Here is a 21,173-nt window from a genome sequence, read left to right on the forward strand (position 1 = left end):
TGTTCCTTAGTGGGTATCGAAGCGGAAAACGTCTTCACAGGCCTGCTGCAATGCGCTGTCGTTCTGGATGACGCAGTTTCGGTTCCAGCCGGTAATGCCGTTGGCATTGTCCCAACCTGGCGTCATGGTGATGCTTAGCCCGTTCAGGCTTTCCTGCCCACTAAGGCTGACAACTCCCTTTTCAACGCTCATGGCTGAGACGTAACGGGTAGTTGTTGGAGAGGGAATACCATTCGTTCCGGCATCGCAGGTATTTGTTCCGCCATGCTCCAGTGCACAGAGCTCAACCGCCGTGCGATAGGGGACAAATGTTTGCAGCATGTCCGTCAGCGCGGCTTTGCGCAGATAGTTTTGATATGCCGGAATGCCGATGGCGCTAAGGATGGCAATAATGCCAATCACCACCATGAGTTCGATAAGCGTAAAGCCTCGTTGCTTGTTCATCGTTCGCTCCTTGAGTTTGCTGGCGCTACTTTGGCAAACCGACGGGAGGACGGCGAGAGACAAAAAACAAAACGGGAAAGCGGGTTCAGAGGATTTTTACGAAATTACAGAGTCAGACAATGTACTTGCGAAGAGACTCGAAGAAACTGCCGGGTGGTGGTGTAAATGCCGTATTCGGCTTACGGAATAAACCTGTGTAGTAGGCCCGATAAGCGAAGCGTCATCGGGCAATACAATCAGCAATTAGCGAAATCGCATGGAGAGATCGAGTGCGCGAACATGTTTGGTCAGCGCGCCAACGGAGATAAAGTCCACACCGGTTTCGGCAAATTCGCGCAGCGTTTCATGGGTGACGTTGCCCGACACTTCCAGACGCGCCTGGCCGTTGGTGCGTTTTACCGCTTCGCGCATTTGGTCAGTTTCGAAGTTATCGAGCATGATGATATCGGCCCCGGCTTTCAGCGCGTCGTCCAGTTCATCCAGGCTTTCTACTTCGACTTCAACCGGCACATCCGGGTGCAACCAGAAGGCTTTTTCGACGGCCTGACGTACCGAGCCGGAAGCAATAATGTGGTTTTCTTTAATCAGGAAGGCGTCGGACAGCCCCAAACGATGATTCGCGCCGCCGCCGCACAATACGGCGTATTTTAGCGCGGTACGCAGTCCCGGCAGGGTTTTGCGGGTATCCAGCAGTTGGGTCTTGGTTCCCGCTAACAGGTCGACGTATTTACGCACTTCACTCGCTACACCTGAAAGCGTCTGCACAAAATTCAGCGCAGTACGTTCACCGGTCAGTAAAACGCGGGAAGGGCCGTCCAGTTCAAACAGCGGCTGATTGGCCTTTATGCTGTCGCCATCTTCGACATGCCAGGTGATGTTGACATCATCGCCAGCCAGCTGAATAAAGACCTCTTCCACCCAACGTTTTCCACAAAAAACGCCATCTTCGCGGGTGATTACGGTGGCATGGGAGCGCATGTCTTCGGGTAAAAGCTGTGCGGTGATATCGTTATTGGCATCAACTTCTCCGCCTAAATCTTCACGCAGCGCCTGAGCTACAGCGGCAGGGATATCCAGATTTATGCGTTCCAACAGCGCGTCACGTCGGTAGTCAGGGTTATAGCGGCGAGGCGGCATGATAAAACTCCAAATTGCTAACGAATCATAAGGTGGAAACATGCTACCCTGAACCTGATATGAGCACCACCAATAAGGAGATTCTGCATGTTGTTAGACGAGGGCTGGCTGGCAGAGGCGCGACGCGTTCCCTCTCCGCATTACGATTGCCGCCCGGATGACGAAAACCCTTCTCTGCTGGTGGTGCATAATATCAGCCTGCCGCCCGGCGAGTTTGGCGGCCCGTGGATAGACGCGCTGTTTACGGGCACGATTGATCCCAACGCCCATCCTTATTTTGCCGGGATCGCCCATCTGCGTGTTTCGGCCCATTGTTTGATTCGCCGTGACGGTGAAATCGTGCAATATGTGCCTTTTGATAAACGCGCCTGGCATGCGGGTGTGTCGAGCTATCAAGGGCGAGAACGCTGTAATGATTTTTCAATTGGTATTGAGTTGGAAGGGACGGATACACTGGCCTATACCGATGCGCAGTATCAGCAACTGGTTGCCGTGACGAATATTCTGATTACGCGTTATCCGGCCATTGCTAACAACATGACAGGACATTGCAATATTGCGCCCGAGCGTAAGACCGATCCCGGGCCGTCCTTTGACTGGGCAAGGTTCCGCGCCCTGGTCACCCCCTCGTCGCACAAGGAGATGACATGACGCTGTTTACAACATTATTGGTGTTGATTGTTGAACGCCTGTTTAAGCTGGGTGAGCACTGGCAGCTTGATCACCGGATTGAAGCTTTTTTCCGCCGGATTAAGCATTTTTCGATGATGCGTACGGTAGGCATGACTCTGATTGCGATGGGAGTGACATTTCTGCTACTGCGCGCACTTCATGGGCTGTTGTTTAATGTTCCGTTGCTGGTGGCGTGGATCTTAATTGGCTTGCTGTGCATCGGTGCTGGCAAGGCGCGCCTTCACTATCACGCTTACCTGAACGCGGCTGCTCGCGATGATGCTCACGCCCGTGATGCGATGGCCAGCGAGCTGACGCTTATCCATGGGGTTCCGCCGGACTGCGATGAGCGTGAATTCTTGCGCGAACTGCAGAACGCGCTGTTATGGAACAACTTCCGTTTTTATCTGGCGCCGTTATTTTGGCTGATTGTCGGTGGTCCGTGGGGACCTGTGACGCTGGTTGGTTATGCTTTTTTACGCGCCTGGCAGTCCTGGCTGGCGCGCTATCAGACACCGCACCAGCGTCTGCAATCAGGCATTGATGCGATCCTGCATGTGCTGGATTGGATCCCGGTGCGTCTGGCGGGCGTGGTCTATGCGCTGTTGGGACATGGTGAGAAAGCGCTGCCGGCCTGGTTTGCCTCGCTTGCGGATCTGCACACGTCGCAATATCAGGTGCTTACGCGTCTGGCGCAGTTCTCGCTGGCGCGTGAACCGCACACCGATAAAGTCGAAACGCCAAAAGCCGCCGTTTCGCTGGCGAAGAAAACCTCGTTTGTGGTGGTGGTGGCTATTGCGGTGCTCACCATTTATGGGGCATTAGTATAGCGTTGTGCCGGATGGCGCTAATGCTTATCCGGCCTACAATGAAAAAACGTGTAGGCCCGGTAAGCGCTAGCGCCACCGGGCAGTGCAACGGTTTAGTTCGTATCAGCAGGCGGCACGCCAAAATCTGGCATGCCGTTTTCGTCCCAACGCACGAGCTTCAGACGAGTGTGGCGGTTTGGGTCGTACAGCGGATCGCCCTCGATTTCGGTGTAGTTTCTCGCGTGATATACCAGTACATCTTCACCTTCCGGCGTTTGTGTAAAGCTGTTGTGTCCTGGCCCAAACTGGCGGTTTTCATAACTGGTGGTAAAGACCGGACGCGGTGATTTGTGCCAGTTCTGCGGTTTGAGCGGATCGGCGTTGAGGTCAATCCACAATAATCCCATACAGTAGTTCTCATCGGTGGCGCTGGCGGAATAGCTGATAAACAGCTTATCGCCATGAACCATGACGGCAGGACCTTCATTGACCCAAAAACCCCGGCATTCCCAGTCATACTCAGGATGACTTAGCATGACCGGCTCGCCTTTAATCGTCCATGGATTTTCCAGCTCAGCGAGATAGATATTGGAGTTTCCGGCGATATCGGGCGACTTCTGCGCCCAGAGGTACCACTGTTTTCCCTGATGGTTAAAGGTGGTGGCATCAAGCGCAAAGGTATCAAACTGCGTTTTAATCTGACCTTTCTCCGTCCACTGCCCGGTCAACGGATCGGCGTCGGCACATTCGAGCGCAAACATGCGATGCTGGAACATCCCCAGCTTGTCGAGCGACTGTGTGTGGGTGGCAGCAAAATAGATGTACCACTTGCCTGCCAGATGATGGATTTCGGGTGCCCAGATGAGTTGGCTCATGGGGCCGCTTTCTGGTTTGCGCCAGACGACAACCGGGGCGGCGGTGCGCAACCCCTCCAGCGAGTCGGCCCGGCGTATCTCCAGTCGGTCATATTCGGGTACTGAAGCAATGAAATAATAGTGGCTACCGTCACGTAAGATAAACGGATCGGCACGCTGTTCAATAAAGGGATTTGGCCACTGATTCATTAGGCTTTCCTTACGGTTTCAGTCGTTTTTATATCGTGGTATTCATTCAGTTCACGGTAGTTGGCGCGGCGCTTTTCTAAATCTGTCTGGATTTGCTGCATAAACTCGCGGTCAACTTTCAGCAGACGAACCACGCCTGCGGTAATCAGGTAGCCTACGCCCGGTATGATGGTAAACAGCAGCATAATACCGTTAATGGCAGAGTCGCTTTGCGCTTTCGCCCCAGCGTCGTAGCCGTACCAGGAGAGCAGGAAGCCGACCATCGCTCCGGCAATCGCCAGGCCCAGTTTCAGGAAGAACAGGTTACCGGAGAAGCTGATTCCGGTGATGCGTTTACCGGTTTTCCACTCGCCATAGTCATCGACATCCGCCATCAGCGACCAGTGCAGCGGAGAAGGAATTTGGTGCAGGATGTTGAGCAGGAAGTAGAGCACCATAATCATCATGGTGGCTTTCGGATCGAAGAAGTAAAACGCGGCAGAGAAAATCGCCAGGATAATATTGGTCCAGAAGAAGACTTTCAGTTTGCACCAGCGATCGGTTAATACCTTCGCCAACATACTGCCGATCATCATGCCGATCACACCAAGACTGATAAACAGCGTTGCGAACTGCGTGCTTTGCTGCATAACCCATGTCACGTAGTACATGGTGGCAGCCATGCGAATAAAGCCCGGACAGACGTTGCACAGTGTTAACAGCAGAATTTTTACCCACTGATCGTTCTTCCACACGTCTTTCAGATCGGCTTTTAAATCGTCATTGGTCTGGACAGCAGGGCGCACGCGTTCACGGACCGTAGCGAAGCAAAACAGGAACATACACATGCCGATGAAAGCCAGAACCGCCATCGCCATCTGATACCCTTTGGCTTTGTCTTCCCCGCCGAACCAGTCGGCCATTGGCAGCAAGGTGAGGGACAGCAGCAGGGTTGCAATGCCTACCAACACAAAGCGATATGACTGGCAGGCGACGCGTTCCTTCGGATCGTTGGTGATGACGCTGCCGAGCGAGCAGTAGGGAATGTTGATCGCTGTATAAGTAATAGATAGCAGGAAGTAGGTAACGAACGCATAGATAACTTTGCTGTTATAGGTCCACTCTGGAGTGGTAAACATCAGTACGCTGAATAACGCGTACGGGAAAGCCATCCATAAAAGCCATGGACGAAATCGACCATATTTACTACGGGTGCGGTCGGCCATCGCACCCATTATAGGGTCGGTAACGGCGTCGATAACGCGTACTGAGAGCAGTAATACGCCGACCAGTGCAGGTGCCAGACCAAAAATGTCTGTGTAAAAATAGTTAACAAACAACATGATGGCGCCAAAGATGATGTTGCATCCGGCGTCGCCCATTCCATAGCCGATCTTTTCTTTCACCGTGAGCTTACTGGTTTCCATCAACTGCACTCCATTAATGAGATATGGAGAGAATTATTGTCCGGCACCGGTGTTTTTGCGTTGCAGGATAACGCCGCTGATATGGACTAAACAGTCGTGAGTGGGAAAGTGTGAGGCAGGTAACAACCCCCACCTGACGCAGGTGGGGGGAGGGGGGGATTAATGCGCTTTAACCGCGCCGGCCGTTTTTTGTTTACACAGGTAGCCGATGCCAAGAATGGCAATCCATACAGGGATTAAGTACACCGAGATCGCCATACCCGGCGTCATCAGCATAATCACCAGTACTGCAGCCATGAAAATCAGGCACACCCAGTTACCCAGCGGATAGAGCAGCGCCGGGAAGCGGGTGGTAACACCCTGCTGCTGTTTGGCTTTGCGGAACTTCATGTGTGCCAGGCTAATCATTGCCCAGTTGATCACCAGTGCGGAAACCACCAGCGCCATCAGCAGGCCAAAGGCGGATTCCGGTGCCAGGTAGTTGATCAGCACACACAGAGCCGTCACCAGTGCGGAAACCAGAATGGTGTTCACCGGTACACCGCGTTTATCTACGTTCATCAGCGCTTTCGGCGCATTGCCCTGCTGTGCCAGACCGAACAGCATACGGCTGTTGCAGTATACGCAGCTGTTATAGACAGAAAGGGCGGCAGTCAGCACTACGATGTTCAGGGCATTAGCAACAAAGGTGTCGCCCAGTTCGTGGAAAATAAGGACAAACGGGCTGGTATCCGCCGTGACACGCGTCCACGGCATCAGGGAAAGCAGAACCGCCAGCGAACCCACATAGAAAATCAGGATACGGTAGATAACCTGGTTAGTCGCTTTGGGAATGCTTTGCTCCGGGTTATCCGCTTCTGCTGCGGTGATCCCGACCAGCTCCAGCCCACCGAAAGAGAACATAATAATAGCCATCATCATCACCAGACCGGTGAAGCCATGCGGCAGGAAGCCTCCCTGGTCCCACAGGTTGCTGACGCTGGCCTGCGGGCCGCCGTTACCGCTAAACAGTAACCAGCCGCCGAACAGGATCATCGCTACGACGGCAATGACTTTAATAATGGCGAACCAGAACTCCATCTCACCAAACACTTTCACGTTGGTCAGGTTGATGGCGTTGATCAGCACAAAGAAGGCAGCCGCAGACACCCATGTTGGGATCTCCGGGTACCAGAACTGGATGTATTTACCCACGGCAGTTAGCTCTGCCATGGCAACCAGCACGTACAGCACCCAATAGTTCCAGCCGGAAGAGAACCCCGCGAAACCGCCCCAGTATTTATAAGCAAAGTGACTAAATGAGCCTGCAACGGGCTCTTCAACCACCATTTCACCTAACTGACGCATAATCAAAAAGGCGATAAAGCCGGCAATAGCGTAACCCAGAATAATACCCGGTCCTGCAGACTGGATAACGGATGCGCTACCGAGGAATAACCCGGTACCAATCGCGCCACCCAGCGCGATTAGCTGTATATGGCGGTTCTTAAGGCCGCGCTTGAGCTGATCGCCATGCTGTTGACTTTCCATCATGAAACCTCGTGTGTGGTTTTACTCTTCATATTTCGAGTGCTTATATTTTGAACTACGCAGCAATGCGTGTGTAAGTTTGCAATTCCGTTTGTTGTATTAATTTGTTTACAGATGCTTTTGATAAAATGTTGCCTTAATACTTTTGTCTTGATCAGAATAATGATATGCGAGCGCGAATGCACCTGCTTTATGCGGGGAAGATGACGAGTTGAATAAAAAGAAACCATTTGTAAATGCGAGTTTATCTACCACAAAATTTCCATTTTGAATTTTTATTCATTAATAGTGGTTGATATATCGATAAATAAGCAGGTGAATCGGTTCAGATGAGATAATTTTTCGTTTCAATTCCGTTAAAACTACCCCGAGGTGGGTAAATTTAACATTTGTGCATAGTTACATGTTTGAAACGTTATTTCTGTAATGTTGTTAAAATATGCCTCCTTTACTGATTTCAATCAAAACCTGTATGGACAGAAGGTGAATACTTTGTTACTTTAGCGTCAAGAACATGAAATTGGTAAGACCAATTGACTCCGGGCAAATGGCTTAAGACAGGAAATCATGGCCTACAGCAAAATCCGCCAACCAAAACTCTCCGATGTGATTGAGCAGCAGCTGGAGTTTTTAATTCTTGAGGGGACACTTCGCCCCGGAGAAAAACTCCCACCGGAACGCGAGCTGGCAAAACAGTTCGACGTCTCCCGCCCCTCCTTACGCGAGGCGATCCAACGCCTTGAAGCGAAGGGCTTACTGCTTCGTCGTCAGGGCGGTGGCACTTTTGTTCAGAGCAGCCTGTGGCAGAGCTTTAGCGACCCACTGGTAGAGCTGCTCTCCGACCATCCTGAATCCCAGTTTGACCTGCTTGAGACGCGCCATGCGCTGGAAGGTATTGCGGCTTATTACGCTGCACTGCGCAGCACGGATGAAGACAAAACGCGTATCCGTGAACTCCACCATGCGATCGAGCTTGCTCAACAGTCCGGCGATCTTGACGGCGAATCTGATGCGGTACTCCAGTATCAAATTGCTGTCACCGAAGCGGCACACAATGTGGTGCTGCTCCATTTGCTAAGGTGTATGGAGCCGATGCTGGCCCAGAACGTTCGGCAAAACTTCGAATTGCTGTATGCGCGTCGTGAAATGCTGCCACTGGTTAGCAGTCACCGTACCCGTATTTTTGAAGCAATTATTGCCGGGAAGCCGGAAGAGGCGCGTGAAGCGTCCCACCGTCACCTGGCGTTTATCGAAGAGATCCTGCTGGACAGAAGCCGTGAGGAAAGCCGTCGTGAACGCGCCTTACGCCGTCTGGAGCAACGAAAGAATTAGTGATTTTTCTGGTAGAACGTTAACCAGAAGATGTTGTAAATCAAGCGCCATATAAAGTGCGCGGCAACTAAACGCAGAACCTGTCTTATTACGCTCTCTGGCGAGAACGTAATGGGACAGGTTCCAGATAACTCAACGTATTAGATAGATAAGGAATACCCCCATGTCAGAACGTTTCCCAAATGACGTGGATCCGATCGAAACTCGCGACTGGCTACAGGCGATCGAATCGGTCATCCGTGAAGAAGGTGTTGAGCGTGCTCAGTATCTGATCGACCAACTGCTTTCAGAAGCTCGCAAAGGCGGCGTGAAAGTAGCGGCAGGTGCAGGGGCCAGCAATTATGTAAACACTATTGCCGTTGAAGATGAACCGGAATACCCGGGCAATCTGGAGCTGGAACGTCGTATTCGTTCTGCTATCCGCTGGAACGCCATTATGACCGTACTGCGCGCGTCTAAAAAGGACCTCGAGCTGGGTGGCCACATGGCATCCTTCCAGTCCTCCGCAACGGTATATGATGTTTGCTTCAACCACTTCTTCCGCGCACGCAACGAGCAAGATGGCGGCGATCTGGTGTACTTCCAGGGTCACATCTCTCCGGGCATCTACGCACGCGCATTCCTGGAAGGTCGTCTGACTGAAGAGCAGATGAACAACTTCCGTCAGGAAGTACATGGCAAAGGCCTGTCTTCCTACCCGCACCCGAAACTGATGCCAGAATTCTGGCAGTTCCCGACCGTATCTATGGGTCTGGGCCCAATCGGTGCTATCTACCAGGCTAAATTCCTGAAATATCTGGAACACCGTGGCCTGAAAGATACCTCTAAACAGACCGTTTACGCCTTCCTGGGCGACGGCGAGATGGATGAGCCAGAATCTAAAGGTGCGATCACCATCGCGACCCGTGAAAAACTGGACAACCTGGTCTTTGTTATCAACTGTAACCTGCAGCGTCTTGACGGCCCGGTAACCGGTAACGGCAAGATTGTTAACGAACTGGAAGGCATCTTCGCGGGCGCTGGCTGGAACGTTATCAAAGTCATGTGGGGCGGTCGTTGGGATGAGCTGCTGCGTAAAGACACCAGCGGTAAACTGATCCAGCTGATGAACGAAACCGTTGACGGCGACTACCAGACCTTCAAATCCAAAGATGGTGCATACGTACGTGAGCACTTCTTCGGTAAATACCCGGAAACCGCAGCACTGGTTGCTGACTGGACTGACGAGCAGATTTGGGCTCTGAACCGTGGTGGTCACGATCCGAAGAAAGTCTACGCTGCACTGAAAAAAGCGCAGGAAACCAAAGGCAGAGCAACTGTAATCCTGGCCCATACCATCAAAGGTTACGGCATGGGTGACACTGCTGAAGGTAAAAACATCGCTCACCAGGTTAAGAAAATGAACATGGACGGCGTGCGTTATATTCGCGACCGTTTCAACGTTCCTGTGACCGATGAGCAGGTTGAAAACCTGTCTTACATCACCTTCCCGGAAGGTTCTGAAGAGCACACTTATCTGCACGCTCAGCGTCAGAAACTGCATGGCTACCTGCCAGCTCGTCAGCCGAACTTCACCGAGAAGCTGGAACTGCCAGCTCTGGAAGACTTCGGTGCGCTGCTGGAAGAGCAGAACAAAGAAATCTCCACCACTATCGCTTTCGTTCGTGCCCTGAACGTGATGCTGAAGAACAAGTCGATCAAAGATCGTCTGGTTCCGATCATCGCTGACGAAGCGCGTACTTTCGGTATGGAAGGTCTGTTCCGTCAGATTGGTATCTACAGCCCGAACGGTCAGCAGTACACCCCGCAGGACCGTGAGCAGGTTGCTTACTACAAAGAAGACGAGAAAGGTCAGATCCTGCAGGAAGGTATCAACGAACTGGGTGCAGGCGCATCCTGGCTGGCTGCTGCGACTTCTTACAGCACCAACGATCTGCCGATGATCCCGTTCTACATCTACTACTCCATGTTCGGGTTCCAGCGTATTGGTGACCTGTGCTGGCAGGCAGGCGACCAACAGGCTCGTGGCTTCCTGATTGGTGGTACTTCCGGTCGTACGACGCTGAACGGTGAAGGTCTGCAGCACGAAGATGGTCACAGCCATATTCAGTCTCTGACTATCCCGAACTGTATCTCTTACGATCCGTCTTACGCGTACGAAGTTGCGGTCATCATGCACGATGGTCTGGAGCGTATGTACGGTGAGAAACAAGAGAACGTTTACTACTACATCACCACGCTGAACGAAAACTACCACATGCCGGCAATGCCAGCAGGTGCCGAGGAAGGTATCCGTAAAGGTATCTACAAACTCGAAACCCTCGAAGGTAAGAAAGGTAAAGTTCAGCTGCTGGGCTCCGGTTCTATCCTGCGTCACGTGCGTGAAGCAGCACAGATTCTGGCGAACGACTACGGTGTAGGCTCTGACGTTTACAGCGTAACTTCCTTCACTGAACTGGCGCGTGATGGCCAGGATTGTGAGCGCTGGAACATGCTGCACCCGATGGAAACTCCGCGCGTTCCGTACATCGCTCAGGTGATGAACGACGCTCCGGCAGTAGCATCTACTGACTATATGAAACTGTTTGCCGAACAGGTTCGTACTTATGTACCGGCTGATGATTATCGCGTACTGGGTACTGACGGTTTCGGTCGCTCTGACAGCCGTGAAAACCTGCGTCACCACTTCGAAGTTGATGCTTCCTACGTGGTTGTAGCGGCCCTGGGCGAACTGGCTAAACGTGGCGAAATCGATAAGAAAGTGGTTGCAGACGCAATCATCAAATTCAACATCGATGCAGATAAAGTTAACCCGCGTCTGGCGTAAGAGGTAAAAGAATAATGGCTATCGAAATCAATGTACCGGACATCGGGGCTGATGAAGTTGAAATCACCGAGATCCTGGTCAAAGTGGGCGACAAAGTTGAAGCTGAACAGTCGCTGATCACCGTAGAAGGCGACAAAGCTTCTATGGAAGTTCCGTCTCCTCAGGCGGGTATCGTTAAAGAGATCAAAGTCTCTGTTGGCGACAAAACTGAGACCGGCAAACTGATCATGATTTTCGATTCCGCCGACGGTGCAGCAGCAGCTGCACCTGCTCAGGCAGAAGAGAAGAAAGAAGCGGCTCCGGCAGCAGCACCTGCTGCCTCTGCGGCGAAAGACGTACACGTACCGGACATCGGCGGCGACGAAGTTGAAGTTACCGAGATCATGGTTAAAGTGGGCGACACCGTTGCGGCCGAACAGTCTCTGATCACCGTTGAAGGTGACAAAGCCTCTATGGAAGTTCCGGCGCCGTTCGCAGGTACCGTCAAAGAGATCAAAATCAACACGGGTGACAAAGTGTCTACCGGTTCCCTGATTATGGTCTTCGAAGTGGCGGGCGCAGCGCCTGCTGCAGCACCGGCTCAGGCGGCTGCTCCAGCAGCAGCGGCGGCTCCGGCTGCTTCCGGCTCGAAAGAAGTTAACGTACCGGATATCGGTGGTGACGAAGTTGAAGTCACTGAAGTGATGGTTAAAGTGGGCGATAAAATTGCCGCTGAACAGTCACTGATCACCGTTGAAGGCGATAAAGCGTCGATGGAAGTTCCGGCACCGTTCGCGGGTACCGTGAAAGAAATCAAAATCAGCACCGGCGACAAAGTTAAAACCGGTTCTCTGATTATGGTCTTCGAAGTCGAAGGCGCAGCACCTGCAGCCGCTCCTGCGCAAGCAGCTGCTCCGGCTCCGGCCGCTGCACCAGCACCTGCGCAAGCCGCAGCTCCGACAGCGAAAGCGGAAGGCAAATCTGAGTTTGCTGAGAACGACGCTTACGTTCATGCAACGCCGCTGATTCGTCGCCTGGCGCGCGAATTCGGTGTGAACCTGGCGAAAGTGAAAGGTTCTGGCCGTAAAGGTCGTATCCTGCGTGAAGACGTTCAGGCTTACGTGAAAGACGCTATCAAGCGTGCTGAAGCGGCTCCGGCAGCAGCAGGTGGCGGTATCCCGGGCATGCTGCCTTGGCCGAAAGTGGACTTCAGCAAGTTTGGTGAAATCGAAGAAGTGGAACTGGGCCGTATCCAGAAAATCTCTGGTGCTAACCTGAGCCGTAACTGGGTGATGATCCCGCACGTTACTCACTTCGATAAGACCGATATCACCGATCTGGAAGCGTTCCGTAAACAGCAGAACGCCGAAGCTGAAAAACGTAAACTGGACGTGAAATTCACCCCAGTAGTCTTCATCATGAAAGCCGTTGCCGCAGCTCTGGAACAGATGCCGCGCTTCAACAGCTCCCTGTCTGAAGACGGTCAGCGCCTGACCCTGAAGAAATACATCAACATCGGTGTAGCGGTTGATACTCCGAATGGTCTGGTTGTTCCGGTCTTCAAAGACGTGAACAAGAAGAGCATTACCGAGCTGTCTCGTGAACTGACCGTGATCTCCAAGAAAGCGCGTGATGGCAAGCTGACCGCTGGCGAAATGCAGGGCGGTTGCTTCACCATCTCCAGCATCGGTGGCCTGGGTACTACCCACTTCGCGCCGATTGTGAACGCGCCGGAAGTGGCTATCCTCGGTGTCTCCAAGTCCTCTATGGAGCCAGTGTGGAACGGTAAAGAGTTTATGCCGCGTCTGATGATGCCGATTTCGCTCTCCTTCGACCACCGTGTAATTGACGGTGCGGATGGTGCGCGCTTTATCACCATCATCAACAACATGCTGTCTGACATTCGCCGCCTGGTGATGTAAGCGAAAAAGCCGGCCCGACGGCCGGCTTTTTTCTGGTAATCTCATGAAGTCAGTGAGGTTATTGTGCGAAAGACAAATCGGTTGCCGTTTGTTGTTTCAAAATTGTTAACAATTTTGTAAAATACGGGCGGATAGAACGACCCGCTGGACGACGGGTATAAATTAAGAGGTCATGATGAGCACTGAAATCAAAACTCAGGTCGTGGTACTTGGGGCAGGCCCTGCAGGTTACTCTGCTGCCTTCCGTTGCGCAGATTTAGGTCTGGAGACCGTCATCGTAGAACGTTACAGCACCCTTGGCGGTGTTTGTCTGAACGTCGGCTGTATCCCTTCTAAAGCGCTGCTGCACGTAGCAAAAGTTATCGAAGAAGCCAAAGCGCTGGCTGAACACGGTATCGTTTTTGGCGAGCCGAAAACCGATATCGACAAGATTCGTACCTGGAAAGAAAAAGTTATCACTCAGCTGACCGGCGGTCTGGCGGGTATGGCCAAAGGCCGTAAAGTGAAAGTGGTTAACGGTCTGGGTAAATTTACCGGGGCAAACACCCTGGAAGTTGAAGGCGAAAACGGCAAAACCGTGATCAACTTCGACAACGCAATCATCGCGGCGGGTTCCCGTCCGATCGAACTGCCGTTTATTCCGCATGAAGATCCGCGCGTATGGGATTCCACCGATGCACTGGAACTGAAAACTGTTCCTAAGCGCCTGCTGGTAATGGGCGGCGGTATCATCGGTCTGGAAATGGGTACCGTGTACCATGCGCTGGGTTCAGAGATCGACGTGGTTGAAATGTTCGACCAGGTTATCCCGGCTGCCGACAAAGACGTGGTTAAAGTCTTCACCAAGCGCATCAGCAAGAAGTTCAACCTGATGCTGGAAACCAAAGTGACCGCCGTTGAAGCGAAAGAAGACGGTATCTACGTTTCCATGGAAGGCAAAAAAGCCCCTGCCGAAGCTCAGCGTTACGATGCTGTGCTGGTCGCTATCGGTCGTGTACCGAACGGTAAAAACCTCGACGCGGGCAAAGCTGGCGTGGAAGTTGACGACCGTGGCTTCATCCGCGTTGACAAACAGCTGCGCACCAACGTGCCGCACATCTTTGCTATCGGCGATATCGTCGGTCAGCCGATGCTGGCACACAAAGGTGTTCATGAAGGTCACGTTGCCGCTGAAGTTATCGCCGGTAAGAAACACTACTTCGATCCGAAAGTTATCCCATCCATTGCATACACTGAACCAGAAGTTGCATGGGTTGGTCTGACCGAGAAAGAAGCGAAAGAAAAAGGTATCAGCTACGAAACCGCCACCTTCCCGTGGGCTGCTTCTGGTCGTGCTATCGCTTCCGATTGCGCAGACGGTATGACCAAACTGATTTTCGACAAAGAATCTCACCGTGTTATCGGTGGTGCGATTGTCGGTACCAACGGCGGCGAGCTGCTGGGCGAAATCGGTCTGGCGATCGAAATGGGTTGTGACGCAGAAGATATCGCGCTGACCATCCACGCGCACCCGACTCTGCACGAGTCCGTGGGCCTGGCGGCAGAAATCTTTGAAGGTAGCATTACCGACCTGCCAAACCCGAAAGCGAAGAAAAAGTAATTTTTCCGAAATGATAAAAAGCGGCTGAATGGCCGCTTTTTTTTATGTATTTGTTACATAATAGTGTCAAGATCTGGCAAAGATTAAGGTAACTAGCCGAATTGCCAGAAAATGTTTTTTACCGTACTGCATCAAACTCCCGAACCGCATGAAATCAGCTTTCCAAATCAACATACTGTTTCACAAGAAATAAATAACCTTATCTTGTCATTAGATGAAATTAATAACCCTATAAACTAATAGCGTGAAAATAAATTGGGAGGGGAAATGATGAAACGTTTTTTAAAAGCAGCAGTAATAACTACCGTGTTTATTTCCGGCATGGCGTTGGCGCAGGATGCCGTCATTCCATGGGCTACCAACAGCGGTGGTACCGAAAGCACACATATTGCGGCAATGGGACAAAATTTGAATGCGCAGCATCAGCAGATTAACCAGACACAGGAAGGTGTATGGGCAACAAACTCTGGCAGCATTCGAGCTGACGAAATAGCACTTATCAGCACTAAGCCGGCGTTTAAAGGTTATCCTGAATTAATGCCGCATCAGAATTAACTCTCCGAGCTCACGTCAGACAAATCCACGCTGACGTGAGCGTGTGGGCAATGACGCTGGCTGGTTGTGGTGCGATAACCACCGCTTATAACAGCAACACCTCTGGTGCGACGCTGGGTGGTGGTATCGCGGCGGGGCTGATCGGCATGGCTGCGGATGCGATGGTGGAAGAGGTGAACTACACCATGGTTACTGACCTGCAAATCTCTATGTGCAGCAAAGCTAAAGTGACAACGGATAAAGTTGCTGCATTTAATTTGTTGGGGTTGCCGGGGGCGGCTATGCCTTACCCGGCCTACTAACCTTCCGACTCGGTATCAGGGCGCTACAGGTTGCCAGTTTTTATCCGGATGGAATGTGGCTAACGCTTGTGCTTTCTGCTGTGATTCAACACCGAGATCGGCCTGGTAGACTTTGTCTTCACCGTTAATCATAAAACTCATCACGCCGGTGTGATCGTAGCTAACGGGCCAGGCTACCATGGCAAAACCGCTGGTTTTATCGGGAAGGATCCGGAAGCGATAGCCGTGATAGCCCATGCCCGGCTCCTGTGGACTGAAGGCTGGGCCAAGCGGGCTTGGCGCTTCGCCCGGCGAAACAGGCCAGTACAGACCATCCTTTTTCCCTTCAGAACTGACAATCTTTTGCGCGTATTTCTGGTTCATCGAAAAATAGCTCTGCTGGGCATCCACATAGGCGTGCAACGCCTCAATGGCAGCAAGTTCGTTGCGTCCAATCTCACGGGTCAGGATCTCTTCGGCTGCTTCCTTGATATCAAATTGCCAGCCTGAAGCGTTTTTGACGACCGGGATTGGCAGTTGCCAGTCGCTGTCCCCAACCACAAGATGCGCCGTATTGCCGTCGATGACAGTGCTATGGCGTACCTTCCAGTCACGCAGGAAGCGATCAACCGCATCAGGATCGACGCCTTCTGGCGGCAGAAAATCACGCCAGTTTTCCCCGAGCAGGTTGCTCATTGCACTTTCATTTTGCTCACTGATAGCGTTTGCCAGCGCATCTGTTGCCTGGTCTGGTGTGCTGAAGGATTGTTGTGCCATCGCGGTGGCCGAAACCATGAACAACACCATTCCACTGAGTAGTTTATTTTTCATGTCGGTTCCCTTAACGATGACGGAATTCACGGTGTTCAGCACGCCCGCCAGAAGGCTGGCGCGATGGCTGATTACGGGCGACCTGCCGGCTCTGGGCACCTCGCTGTTGCTGTGCCTGCCAGCTGGCGGAGCGACTGTCGTTACCGCTCAGCGCATTGGCGCGTGGCTGGCTGGTTCGCTGTTGAAGATTGCGCTGTTGTACATTGCGTTGCTGCGCCGGTTGCGTGACCCGTTTCTCCTGTCGCTGGGCGACTGCCTGGCGATTCTCCCGCTGCTGAGTGCTCGTCCGCTTCGCGGTTTGCGGTTTGGTATCGTAACCGCGGTAGTTATTACGTTGGGAAATTTGCTTCAGTTGTTGATTCGATGCCTGACGCTGGGCGTCTCTCGTGCCCGTACGCGCCGTTTGCGGGAATGTTTTCCCCGTCGATTTTTCCATCTGGCTCAGGGCTGCCTGACGCTGGCTATCACGGTTGACCGGTCTTTGCTGGGTCGAACTTAACCCGGTTGCCGTGTTAGTGGAGTGGAAGCGGTTATTGAGCTGGCTATTTGGGTAAGGCACACCCTCACGGTAGGCCGGATTATGCTGCCAGGTACGGTTGGCATCTGTCAGGCGCTGACCACTGATTTTATTGAAGTTATCAACGTTAATGTTGATGTTGTTATCACCGTTGCGGTTATAGCCGCCATGGTTATCCCAGTCATCATTATGATGGTGGTCGTCGTCGTCATCCCAGTCGATGTTGCTGAAGATGGCATAGGTTGTGGCGACACCAAGGCTGAAGCCTAAACCATTGACGAAGCTGTTACCAAATTGCTCACCGGGCGTTGGTGGCAGATAGGTTGGCGGATAGGCGGTATTCGGCCAGGTACCGTAAACCGTGTTCGGGTTATAGGTTGGAACGTACACCACCTGCGGATCGGCGGATTCAATCTTGATGACAGTAGGGCTTGTCGTGGTGGTAGTGCTGGTCGTCGACGTGCTGGTGGCGGTTTTCGCCGGTGCCGCTTTGGTCACGGTGGTGACGGTCTGTTGCGGTGTTGATTGCAGCGCGCCGGTTTGTTGCGCCAGTACACGCAGACGTTGAACGGAATCCATGACGTCCTTCGGCTGTGCGAGGAAAGCATCGCCCAGGCTTTGTACCCACGGCGGATTTTCACCCATCAGCGACATCAACTGAGGAAAAGCGACCAGCGATTTCACGCTGGGATCCCAGGGCTGGCTGGCCACGGCCTGAATGGCGGCATCGCCCTGCATTTTGGGATTGTCTTTTGACCACTGTGCGGCCTGGATGACGTTAGCCGGATAGGTTGAGGCCATCAAAATTTGCGACAACAGCGAGTCTGGATAGAGCGCGATAGGCGCAACCCACTGATCGATTTGTGCTGCTGAGTAGGTTGGTGCCACGGCGGGCGCAGTTTGCTCTACCGGGGCGGGGGCCGCTACGGGAGCTGGGGCCGGTGTTGACGGTTGCTGCGCAACGGGGGCCGGAGCAGCAGGCTCCGTTGTGCGACTTTTAACAAACATCACGCCAGAGGCGGCAAACAGCCCGGCACTGCACAAAAGGACAAGCAGATGTGGCTTAAGGGGCAACTTCATAAAATGACTCCAACGAGACGAGCGCTGTGCCGTGAGGCGTTCCTGTTGCCGCGAGTATTATTCACCCGTGTTAGACAGTTTTGACTTTTATGGTTGATTCACCAGGTAGGTCCGAAAAAAGAGTGTGAGTATTTATTACACAATTATATGTGATGGCGGAAAAATCGCTGGAATATTCAGCCGATCGTGCTTGAAAATTAACCGTTTATGGGTGGTTTTAAGCTGACTTAATTTCACCTCGCCTTGTCGCTATACCATTCTTAACGATTCAGCCAATTTTTTATGTTGCTTTTTTGTAAACGGATTAACACTTAATGAAAATCCTGTTATTGTGCCTTATGCGGTACCGGGCATTTACCCTACTAACTACTGTCTCACAGGAGCGTGAAGAGAATCGCCCATCTACAAAAGCGCCGCATTATGACAATGAGAGCGAGGAGATATCGTCGTGCTAGAAGAATACCGTAAGCACGTAGCTGAGCGTGCTGCCCAGGGGATTGTGCCAAAACCTTTAGACGCAACCCAAATGGCTGCACTTGTCGAGCTGCTGAAGACCCCGCCTGTGGGCGAAGAAGAATTCCTGTTAGACCTGTTGATCAACCGCGTTCCTCCTGGCGTAGATGAAGCCGCTTATGTTAAAGCTGGTTTTCTCGCCGCTGTCGCAAAAGGCGACACCACCTCCCCGCTGGTTACCCCAGAAAAAGCCATTGAACTGCTGGGCACCATGCAGGGTGGCTACAACATTCATCCGCTGATCGACGCGCTGGACGATGCAAAACTGGCGCCGATTGCCGCCAAAGCGCTCTCTTCAACGCTGCTGATGTTCGATAACTTCTACGATGTAGAAGAAAAAGCCAAAGCGGGCAACGAATATGCGAAGCAGGTAATGCAATCCTGGGCTGATGCCGAATGGTTCCTGAACCGTCCAGCTCTGGCTGAAAAAATCACCGTTACCGTCTTTAAAGTGACGGGTGAAACCAACACCGATGACCTTTCTCCGGCACCGGATGCATGGTCTCGCCCGGATATCCCTCTGCACGCGCTGGCGATGCTGAAAAACGCCCGTGAAGGTATCGAACCGGATCAGCCGGGCGTGGTTGGCCCGATCAAACAGATCGAAGAATTGCAGAAAAAAGGTTACCCGCTGGCTTATGTGGGTGATGTTGTCGGTACCGGTTCTTCGCGTAAATCCGCAACCAACTCCGTGCTGTGGTTCATGGGTGACGACATTCCTCATGTGCCGAACAAGCGTGGCGGCGGCCTGTGCCTCGGCGGCAAAATTGCACCTATCTTCTTCAACACCATGGAAGATGCGGGCGCACTGCCGATTGAAGTGGACGTGTCGAACATGAACATGGGCGACGTGATTGACGTTTACCCGTTCAAAGGCGAAGTACGCAACCACGAAACCGGCGAACTGCTGGCAAGCTTTGAGCTGAAAACCGAAGTCCTGATCGACGAAGTACGCGCCGGTGGCCGTATCCCGCTGATCATCGGTCGTGGCCTGACCACCAAGGCGCGCGAAGCGCTGGGCCTGCCGCACAGCGACGTATTCCGTCAGGCGAAAGACGTGGCGGAAAGCAGCCGTGGCTTCTCCCTGGCACAGAAAATGGTTGGCCGCGCTTGCGGCGTGAAAGGCATCCGTCCGGGCGCGTACTGCGAACCGAAGATGACCTCCGTCGGTTCTCAGGATACCACTGGCCCTATGACCCGTGACGAACTGAAAGACCTGGCGTGTCTGGGCTTCTCTGCTGATCTGGTGATGCAGTCCTTCTGCCACACCGCGGCCTATCCGAAGCCGGTGGACGTGAACACGCATCACACGCTGCCAGACTTCATCATGAACCGCGGCGGTGTGTCGCTGCGTCCGGGCGACGGCGTTATTCACTCCTGGCTGAACCGCATGCTGCTGCCGGATACCGTAGGTACCGGTGGTGACTCCCATACCCGTTTCCCGATTGGTATTTCCTTCCCGGCAGGTTCTGGTCTGGTGGCGTTTGCTGCGGCGACCGGCGTGATGCCGCTGGATATGCCGGAATCCGTTCTGGTGCGTTTCAAAGGCAAAATGCAACCGGGTATCACCCTGCGCGATCTGGTACACGCCATCCCGCTGTACGCGATCAAACAGGGTCTGCTGACCGTTGAGAAGAAAGGTAAGAAGAACATCTTCTCTGGCCGCATTCTTGAAATCGAAGGTCTGCCGGATCTCAAAGTAGAGCAGGCGTTCGAATTGACCGACGCCTCCGCTGAACGTTCTGCTGCCGGTTGTACCATCAAGCTGAACAAAGAGCCGATCGTTGAGTATCTGAGCTCTAACATCGTTCTGCTGAAGTGGATGATCGCAGAAGGTTACGGCGATCGCCGTACGCTGGAACGTCGTGTGCAGGGCATGGAAAAATGGCTGGCGGATCCGCAGTTGCTGGAAGCCGACGCTGACGCAGAATACGCGGCAGTGATCGACATCGATCTGGCGGATATCAAAGAGCCAATCCTGTGTGCACCGAACGATCCGGACGATGCGCGTCTGCTGTCTGACGTACAGGGCGAGAAGATCGACGAAGTGTTCATCGGCTCCTGCATGACTAACATCGGCCACTTCCGTGCCGCTGGTAAGCTTCTGGATGCGCACAAAGGCCAACTGCCAACGCGTCTGTGGGTGGCTCCACCAACCCGTATGGATGCGGCACAGCTGACCGAAGAAGGTTATTACAGCGTGTTCGGTAAGAGCGGTGCGCGTATCGAAATTCCAGGCTGCTCTCTGTGCATGGGTAACCAGGCGCGTGTAGCCGACGGCGCAACGGTGGTGTCGACCTCTACCCGTAACTTCCCGAACCGTTTAGGTACCGGAGCGAACGTCTACCTGGCTTCTGCGGAGCTGGCGGCGGTTGCGGCGCTGATCGGCAAACTGCCGACGGCGGAAGAGTACCAGACCTATGTGGCGCAGGTAGATAAAACGGCCGTAGATACTTACCGTTATCTGAACTTCGACCAGCTGTCTCAGTACACCGAGAAAGCCGATGGTGTGATTTTCCAGACCGCGGTGTAATGCCCTAAAGCATTTTGTGTAAAAACGCATCAATGCCCGGAGAAGTCTGCTTCTCCGGGCATTTTTATTTCTATTCCTTATACCCACTACGCTTTTTTTCTGCCGCGCTGCTGCGATAATTACAGCAAGGCGCAATGCGGT

At 52.9% G+C, this 21,173-nt stretch carries 15 protein-coding genes and 1 pseudogene; 9 read left to right on the top strand and 7 right to left on the bottom strand.

Annotated elements, in window-relative coordinates; all coding sequences use genetic code 11:
- Positions 1–6: 6 nt before the first annotated feature.
- Complete coding sequence (ppdD, locus tag OGY10_RS05340) at positions 7–444, bottom strand: prepilin peptidase-dependent pilin (RefSeq protein WP_032942370.1); 438 nt, start codon at positions 442–444, stop codon at positions 7–9.
- A 243-nt stretch (positions 445–687) separates the two neighbouring features.
- On the bottom strand, positions 688–1,581 hold the full coding sequence (gene nadC, locus OGY10_RS05345) for a carboxylating nicotinate-nucleotide diphosphorylase (protein WP_003837454.1): 894 nt from the start codon (positions 1,579–1,581) through the stop codon (positions 688–690).
- 87 nt (positions 1,582–1,668) lie between these two features.
- Between nadC and ampD the strand changes: the two genes are divergently transcribed.
- Together ampD and ampE are read left to right on the top strand one after the other, a co-directional pair.
- Positions 1,669–2,232: a 1,6-anhydro-N-acetylmuramyl-L-alanine amidase AmpD gene (gene ampD / locus OGY10_RS05350; protein WP_191226415.1), complete on the top strand. Its 564-nt coding sequence runs from the start codon at positions 1,669–1,671 to the stop codon at positions 2,230–2,232.
- Positions 2,229–3,083, top strand: a complete 855-nt coding sequence (gene ampE, locus OGY10_RS05355; protein ID WP_048236132.1) for a beta-lactamase regulator AmpE — start codon at positions 2,229–2,231, stop codon at positions 3,081–3,083. The genes ampD and ampE overlap by 4 nt, the downstream gene beginning before the upstream one ends.
- Before the next feature lie 92 nt (positions 3,084–3,175).
- Here ampE and OGY10_RS05360 read toward each other — a convergent pair whose 3' ends face one another.
- The 3 genes from OGY10_RS05360 to aroP form a co-directional block, all read right to left on the bottom strand.
- On the bottom strand, positions 3,176–4,126 hold the full coding sequence (locus tag OGY10_RS05360) for a glycoside hydrolase family 43 protein (protein ID WP_008786208.1): 951 nt from the start codon (positions 4,124–4,126) through the stop codon (positions 3,176–3,178).
- Entirely contained in the window at positions 4,126–5,532 is a 1,407-nt protein-coding gene (locus OGY10_RS05365; protein WP_191226414.1) for a glycoside-pentoside-hexuronide (GPH):cation symporter, read from the bottom strand. The genes OGY10_RS05360 and OGY10_RS05365 overlap by 1 nt, the downstream gene beginning before the upstream one ends.
- 159 nt (positions 5,533–5,691) lie before the next feature.
- Complete coding sequence (aroP, locus tag OGY10_RS05370) at positions 5,692–7,065, bottom strand: aromatic amino acid transporter AroP (protein WP_008786209.1); 1,374 nt, start codon at positions 7,063–7,065, stop codon at positions 5,692–5,694.
- A 564-nt stretch (positions 7,066–7,629) separates the two neighbouring features.
- On the opposite strand from aroP, the gene pdhR reads away from it, so the two are divergent.
- The 6 genes and pseudogenes from pdhR to traT form a co-directional block, all read left to right on the top strand.
- Positions 7,630–8,394, top strand: a complete 765-nt coding sequence (pdhR, locus tag OGY10_RS05375) for a pyruvate dehydrogenase complex transcriptional repressor PdhR (protein ID WP_003018699.1) — start codon at positions 7,630–7,632, stop codon at positions 8,392–8,394.
- Positions 8,395–8,557: 163 nt separating this feature from the next.
- Positions 8,558–11,221 carry a pyruvate dehydrogenase (acetyl-transferring), homodimeric type gene (gene aceE, locus OGY10_RS05380; protein ID WP_048214932.1) on the top strand — a complete coding sequence of 888 codons (2,664 nt, stop codon included), beginning with the start codon at positions 8,558–8,560 and terminating at the stop codon, positions 11,219–11,221.
- A 14-nt stretch (positions 11,222–11,235) separates the two neighbouring features.
- Positions 11,236–13,122, top strand: coding sequence for a pyruvate dehydrogenase complex dihydrolipoyllysine-residue acetyltransferase (aceF, locus tag OGY10_RS05385; RefSeq protein ID WP_191226413.1), 1,887 nt, complete (start codon positions 11,236–11,238; stop codon positions 13,120–13,122).
- Positions 13,123–13,297: 175 nt separating this feature from the next.
- Complete coding sequence (gene lpdA / locus OGY10_RS05390; protein ID WP_003829486.1) at positions 13,298–14,722, top strand: dihydrolipoyl dehydrogenase; 1,425 nt, start codon at positions 13,298–13,300, stop codon at positions 14,720–14,722.
- A gap of 270 nt (positions 14,723–14,992) precedes the next feature.
- The gene (locus OGY10_RS05395; protein ID WP_032942376.1) at positions 14,993–15,277 is read left to right on the top strand and encodes a hypothetical protein; all 285 of its coding nucleotides are present in this window, start codon (positions 14,993–14,995) and stop codon (positions 15,275–15,277) included.
- A gap of 59 nt (positions 15,278–15,336) precedes the next feature.
- Positions 15,337–15,528, top strand: a pseudogene (gene traT / locus OGY10_RS05400) (complement resistance protein TraT); the annotation flags it as partial.
- Positions 15,529–15,594: 66 nt separating this feature from the next.
- Here the strand turns inward: traT and OGY10_RS05405 are convergent.
- Positions 15,595–16,389, bottom strand: coding sequence for a DUF2950 family protein (locus OGY10_RS05405; RefSeq protein WP_191226412.1), 795 nt, complete (start codon positions 16,387–16,389; stop codon positions 15,595–15,597).
- A gap of 10 nt (positions 16,390–16,399) precedes the next feature.
- Entirely contained in the window at positions 16,400–17,986 is a 1,587-nt protein-coding gene (locus OGY10_RS05410; RefSeq protein ID WP_191226411.1) for a DUF3300 domain-containing protein, read from the bottom strand.
- 448 nt (positions 17,987–18,434) lie between these two features.
- Between OGY10_RS05410 and acnB the strand changes: the two genes are divergently transcribed.
- The gene (gene acnB / locus OGY10_RS05415; RefSeq protein WP_057067418.1) at positions 18,435–21,032 is read left to right on the top strand and encodes a bifunctional aconitate hydratase 2/2-methylisocitrate dehydratase; all 2,598 of its coding nucleotides are present in this window, start codon (positions 18,435–18,437) and stop codon (positions 21,030–21,032) included.
- The last annotated feature ends 141 nt before the right edge of the window (positions 21,033–21,173 follow it).

The sequence above is a fragment of the Citrobacter sp. Cpo148 genome, assembly GCF_030332375.1.
In the GTDB taxonomy this organism is placed as follows: Bacteria; Pseudomonadota; Gammaproteobacteria; order Enterobacterales; family Enterobacteriaceae; genus Citrobacter; species Citrobacter portucalensis.

What these genes read in the sequence shown, in the direction of transcription:
- ppdD (WP_032942370.1), bottom strand. Translation starts at nt 444, where the DNA reads ATGAACAAGCAACGAGGCTTTACGCTTATCGAACTCATGGTGGTGATT.
- nadC (WP_003837454.1), bottom strand. Translation starts at nt 1,581, where the DNA reads ATGCCGCCTCGCCGCTATAACCCTGACTACCGACGTGACGCGCTGTTG.
- ampD (WP_191226415.1), top strand. Translation starts at nt 1,669, where the DNA reads ATGTTGTTAGACGAGGGCTGGCTGGCAGAGGCGCGACGCGTTCCCTCT.
- ampE (WP_048236132.1), top strand. Translation starts at nt 2,229, where the DNA reads ATGACGCTGTTTACAACATTATTGGTGTTGATTGTTGAACGCCTGTTT.
- OGY10_RS05360 (WP_008786208.1), bottom strand. Translation starts at nt 4,126, where the DNA reads ATGAATCAGTGGCCAAATCCCTTTATTGAACAGCGTGCCGATCCGTTT.
- OGY10_RS05365 (WP_191226414.1), bottom strand. Translation starts at nt 5,532, where the DNA reads ATGGAAACCAGTAAGCTCACGGTGAAAGAAAAGATCGGCTATGGAATG.
- aroP (WP_008786209.1), bottom strand. Translation starts at nt 7,065, where the DNA reads ATGATGGAAAGTCAACAGCATGGCGATCAGCTCAAGCGCGGCCTTAAG.
- pdhR (WP_003018699.1), top strand. Translation starts at nt 7,630, where the DNA reads ATGGCCTACAGCAAAATCCGCCAACCAAAACTCTCCGATGTGATTGAG.
- aceE (WP_048214932.1), top strand. Translation starts at nt 8,558, where the DNA reads ATGTCAGAACGTTTCCCAAATGACGTGGATCCGATCGAAACTCGCGAC.
- aceF (WP_191226413.1), top strand. Translation starts at nt 11,236, where the DNA reads ATGGCTATCGAAATCAATGTACCGGACATCGGGGCTGATGAAGTTGAA.
- lpdA (WP_003829486.1), top strand. Translation starts at nt 13,298, where the DNA reads ATGAGCACTGAAATCAAAACTCAGGTCGTGGTACTTGGGGCAGGCCCT.
- OGY10_RS05395 (WP_032942376.1), top strand. Translation starts at nt 14,993, where the DNA reads ATGAAACGTTTTTTAAAAGCAGCAGTAATAACTACCGTGTTTATTTCC.
- OGY10_RS05405 (WP_191226412.1), bottom strand. Translation starts at nt 16,389, where the DNA reads ATGAAAAATAAACTACTCAGTGGAATGGTGTTGTTCATGGTTTCGGCC.
- OGY10_RS05410 (WP_191226411.1), bottom strand. Translation starts at nt 17,986, where the DNA reads ATGAAGTTGCCCCTTAAGCCACATCTGCTTGTCCTTTTGTGCAGTGCC.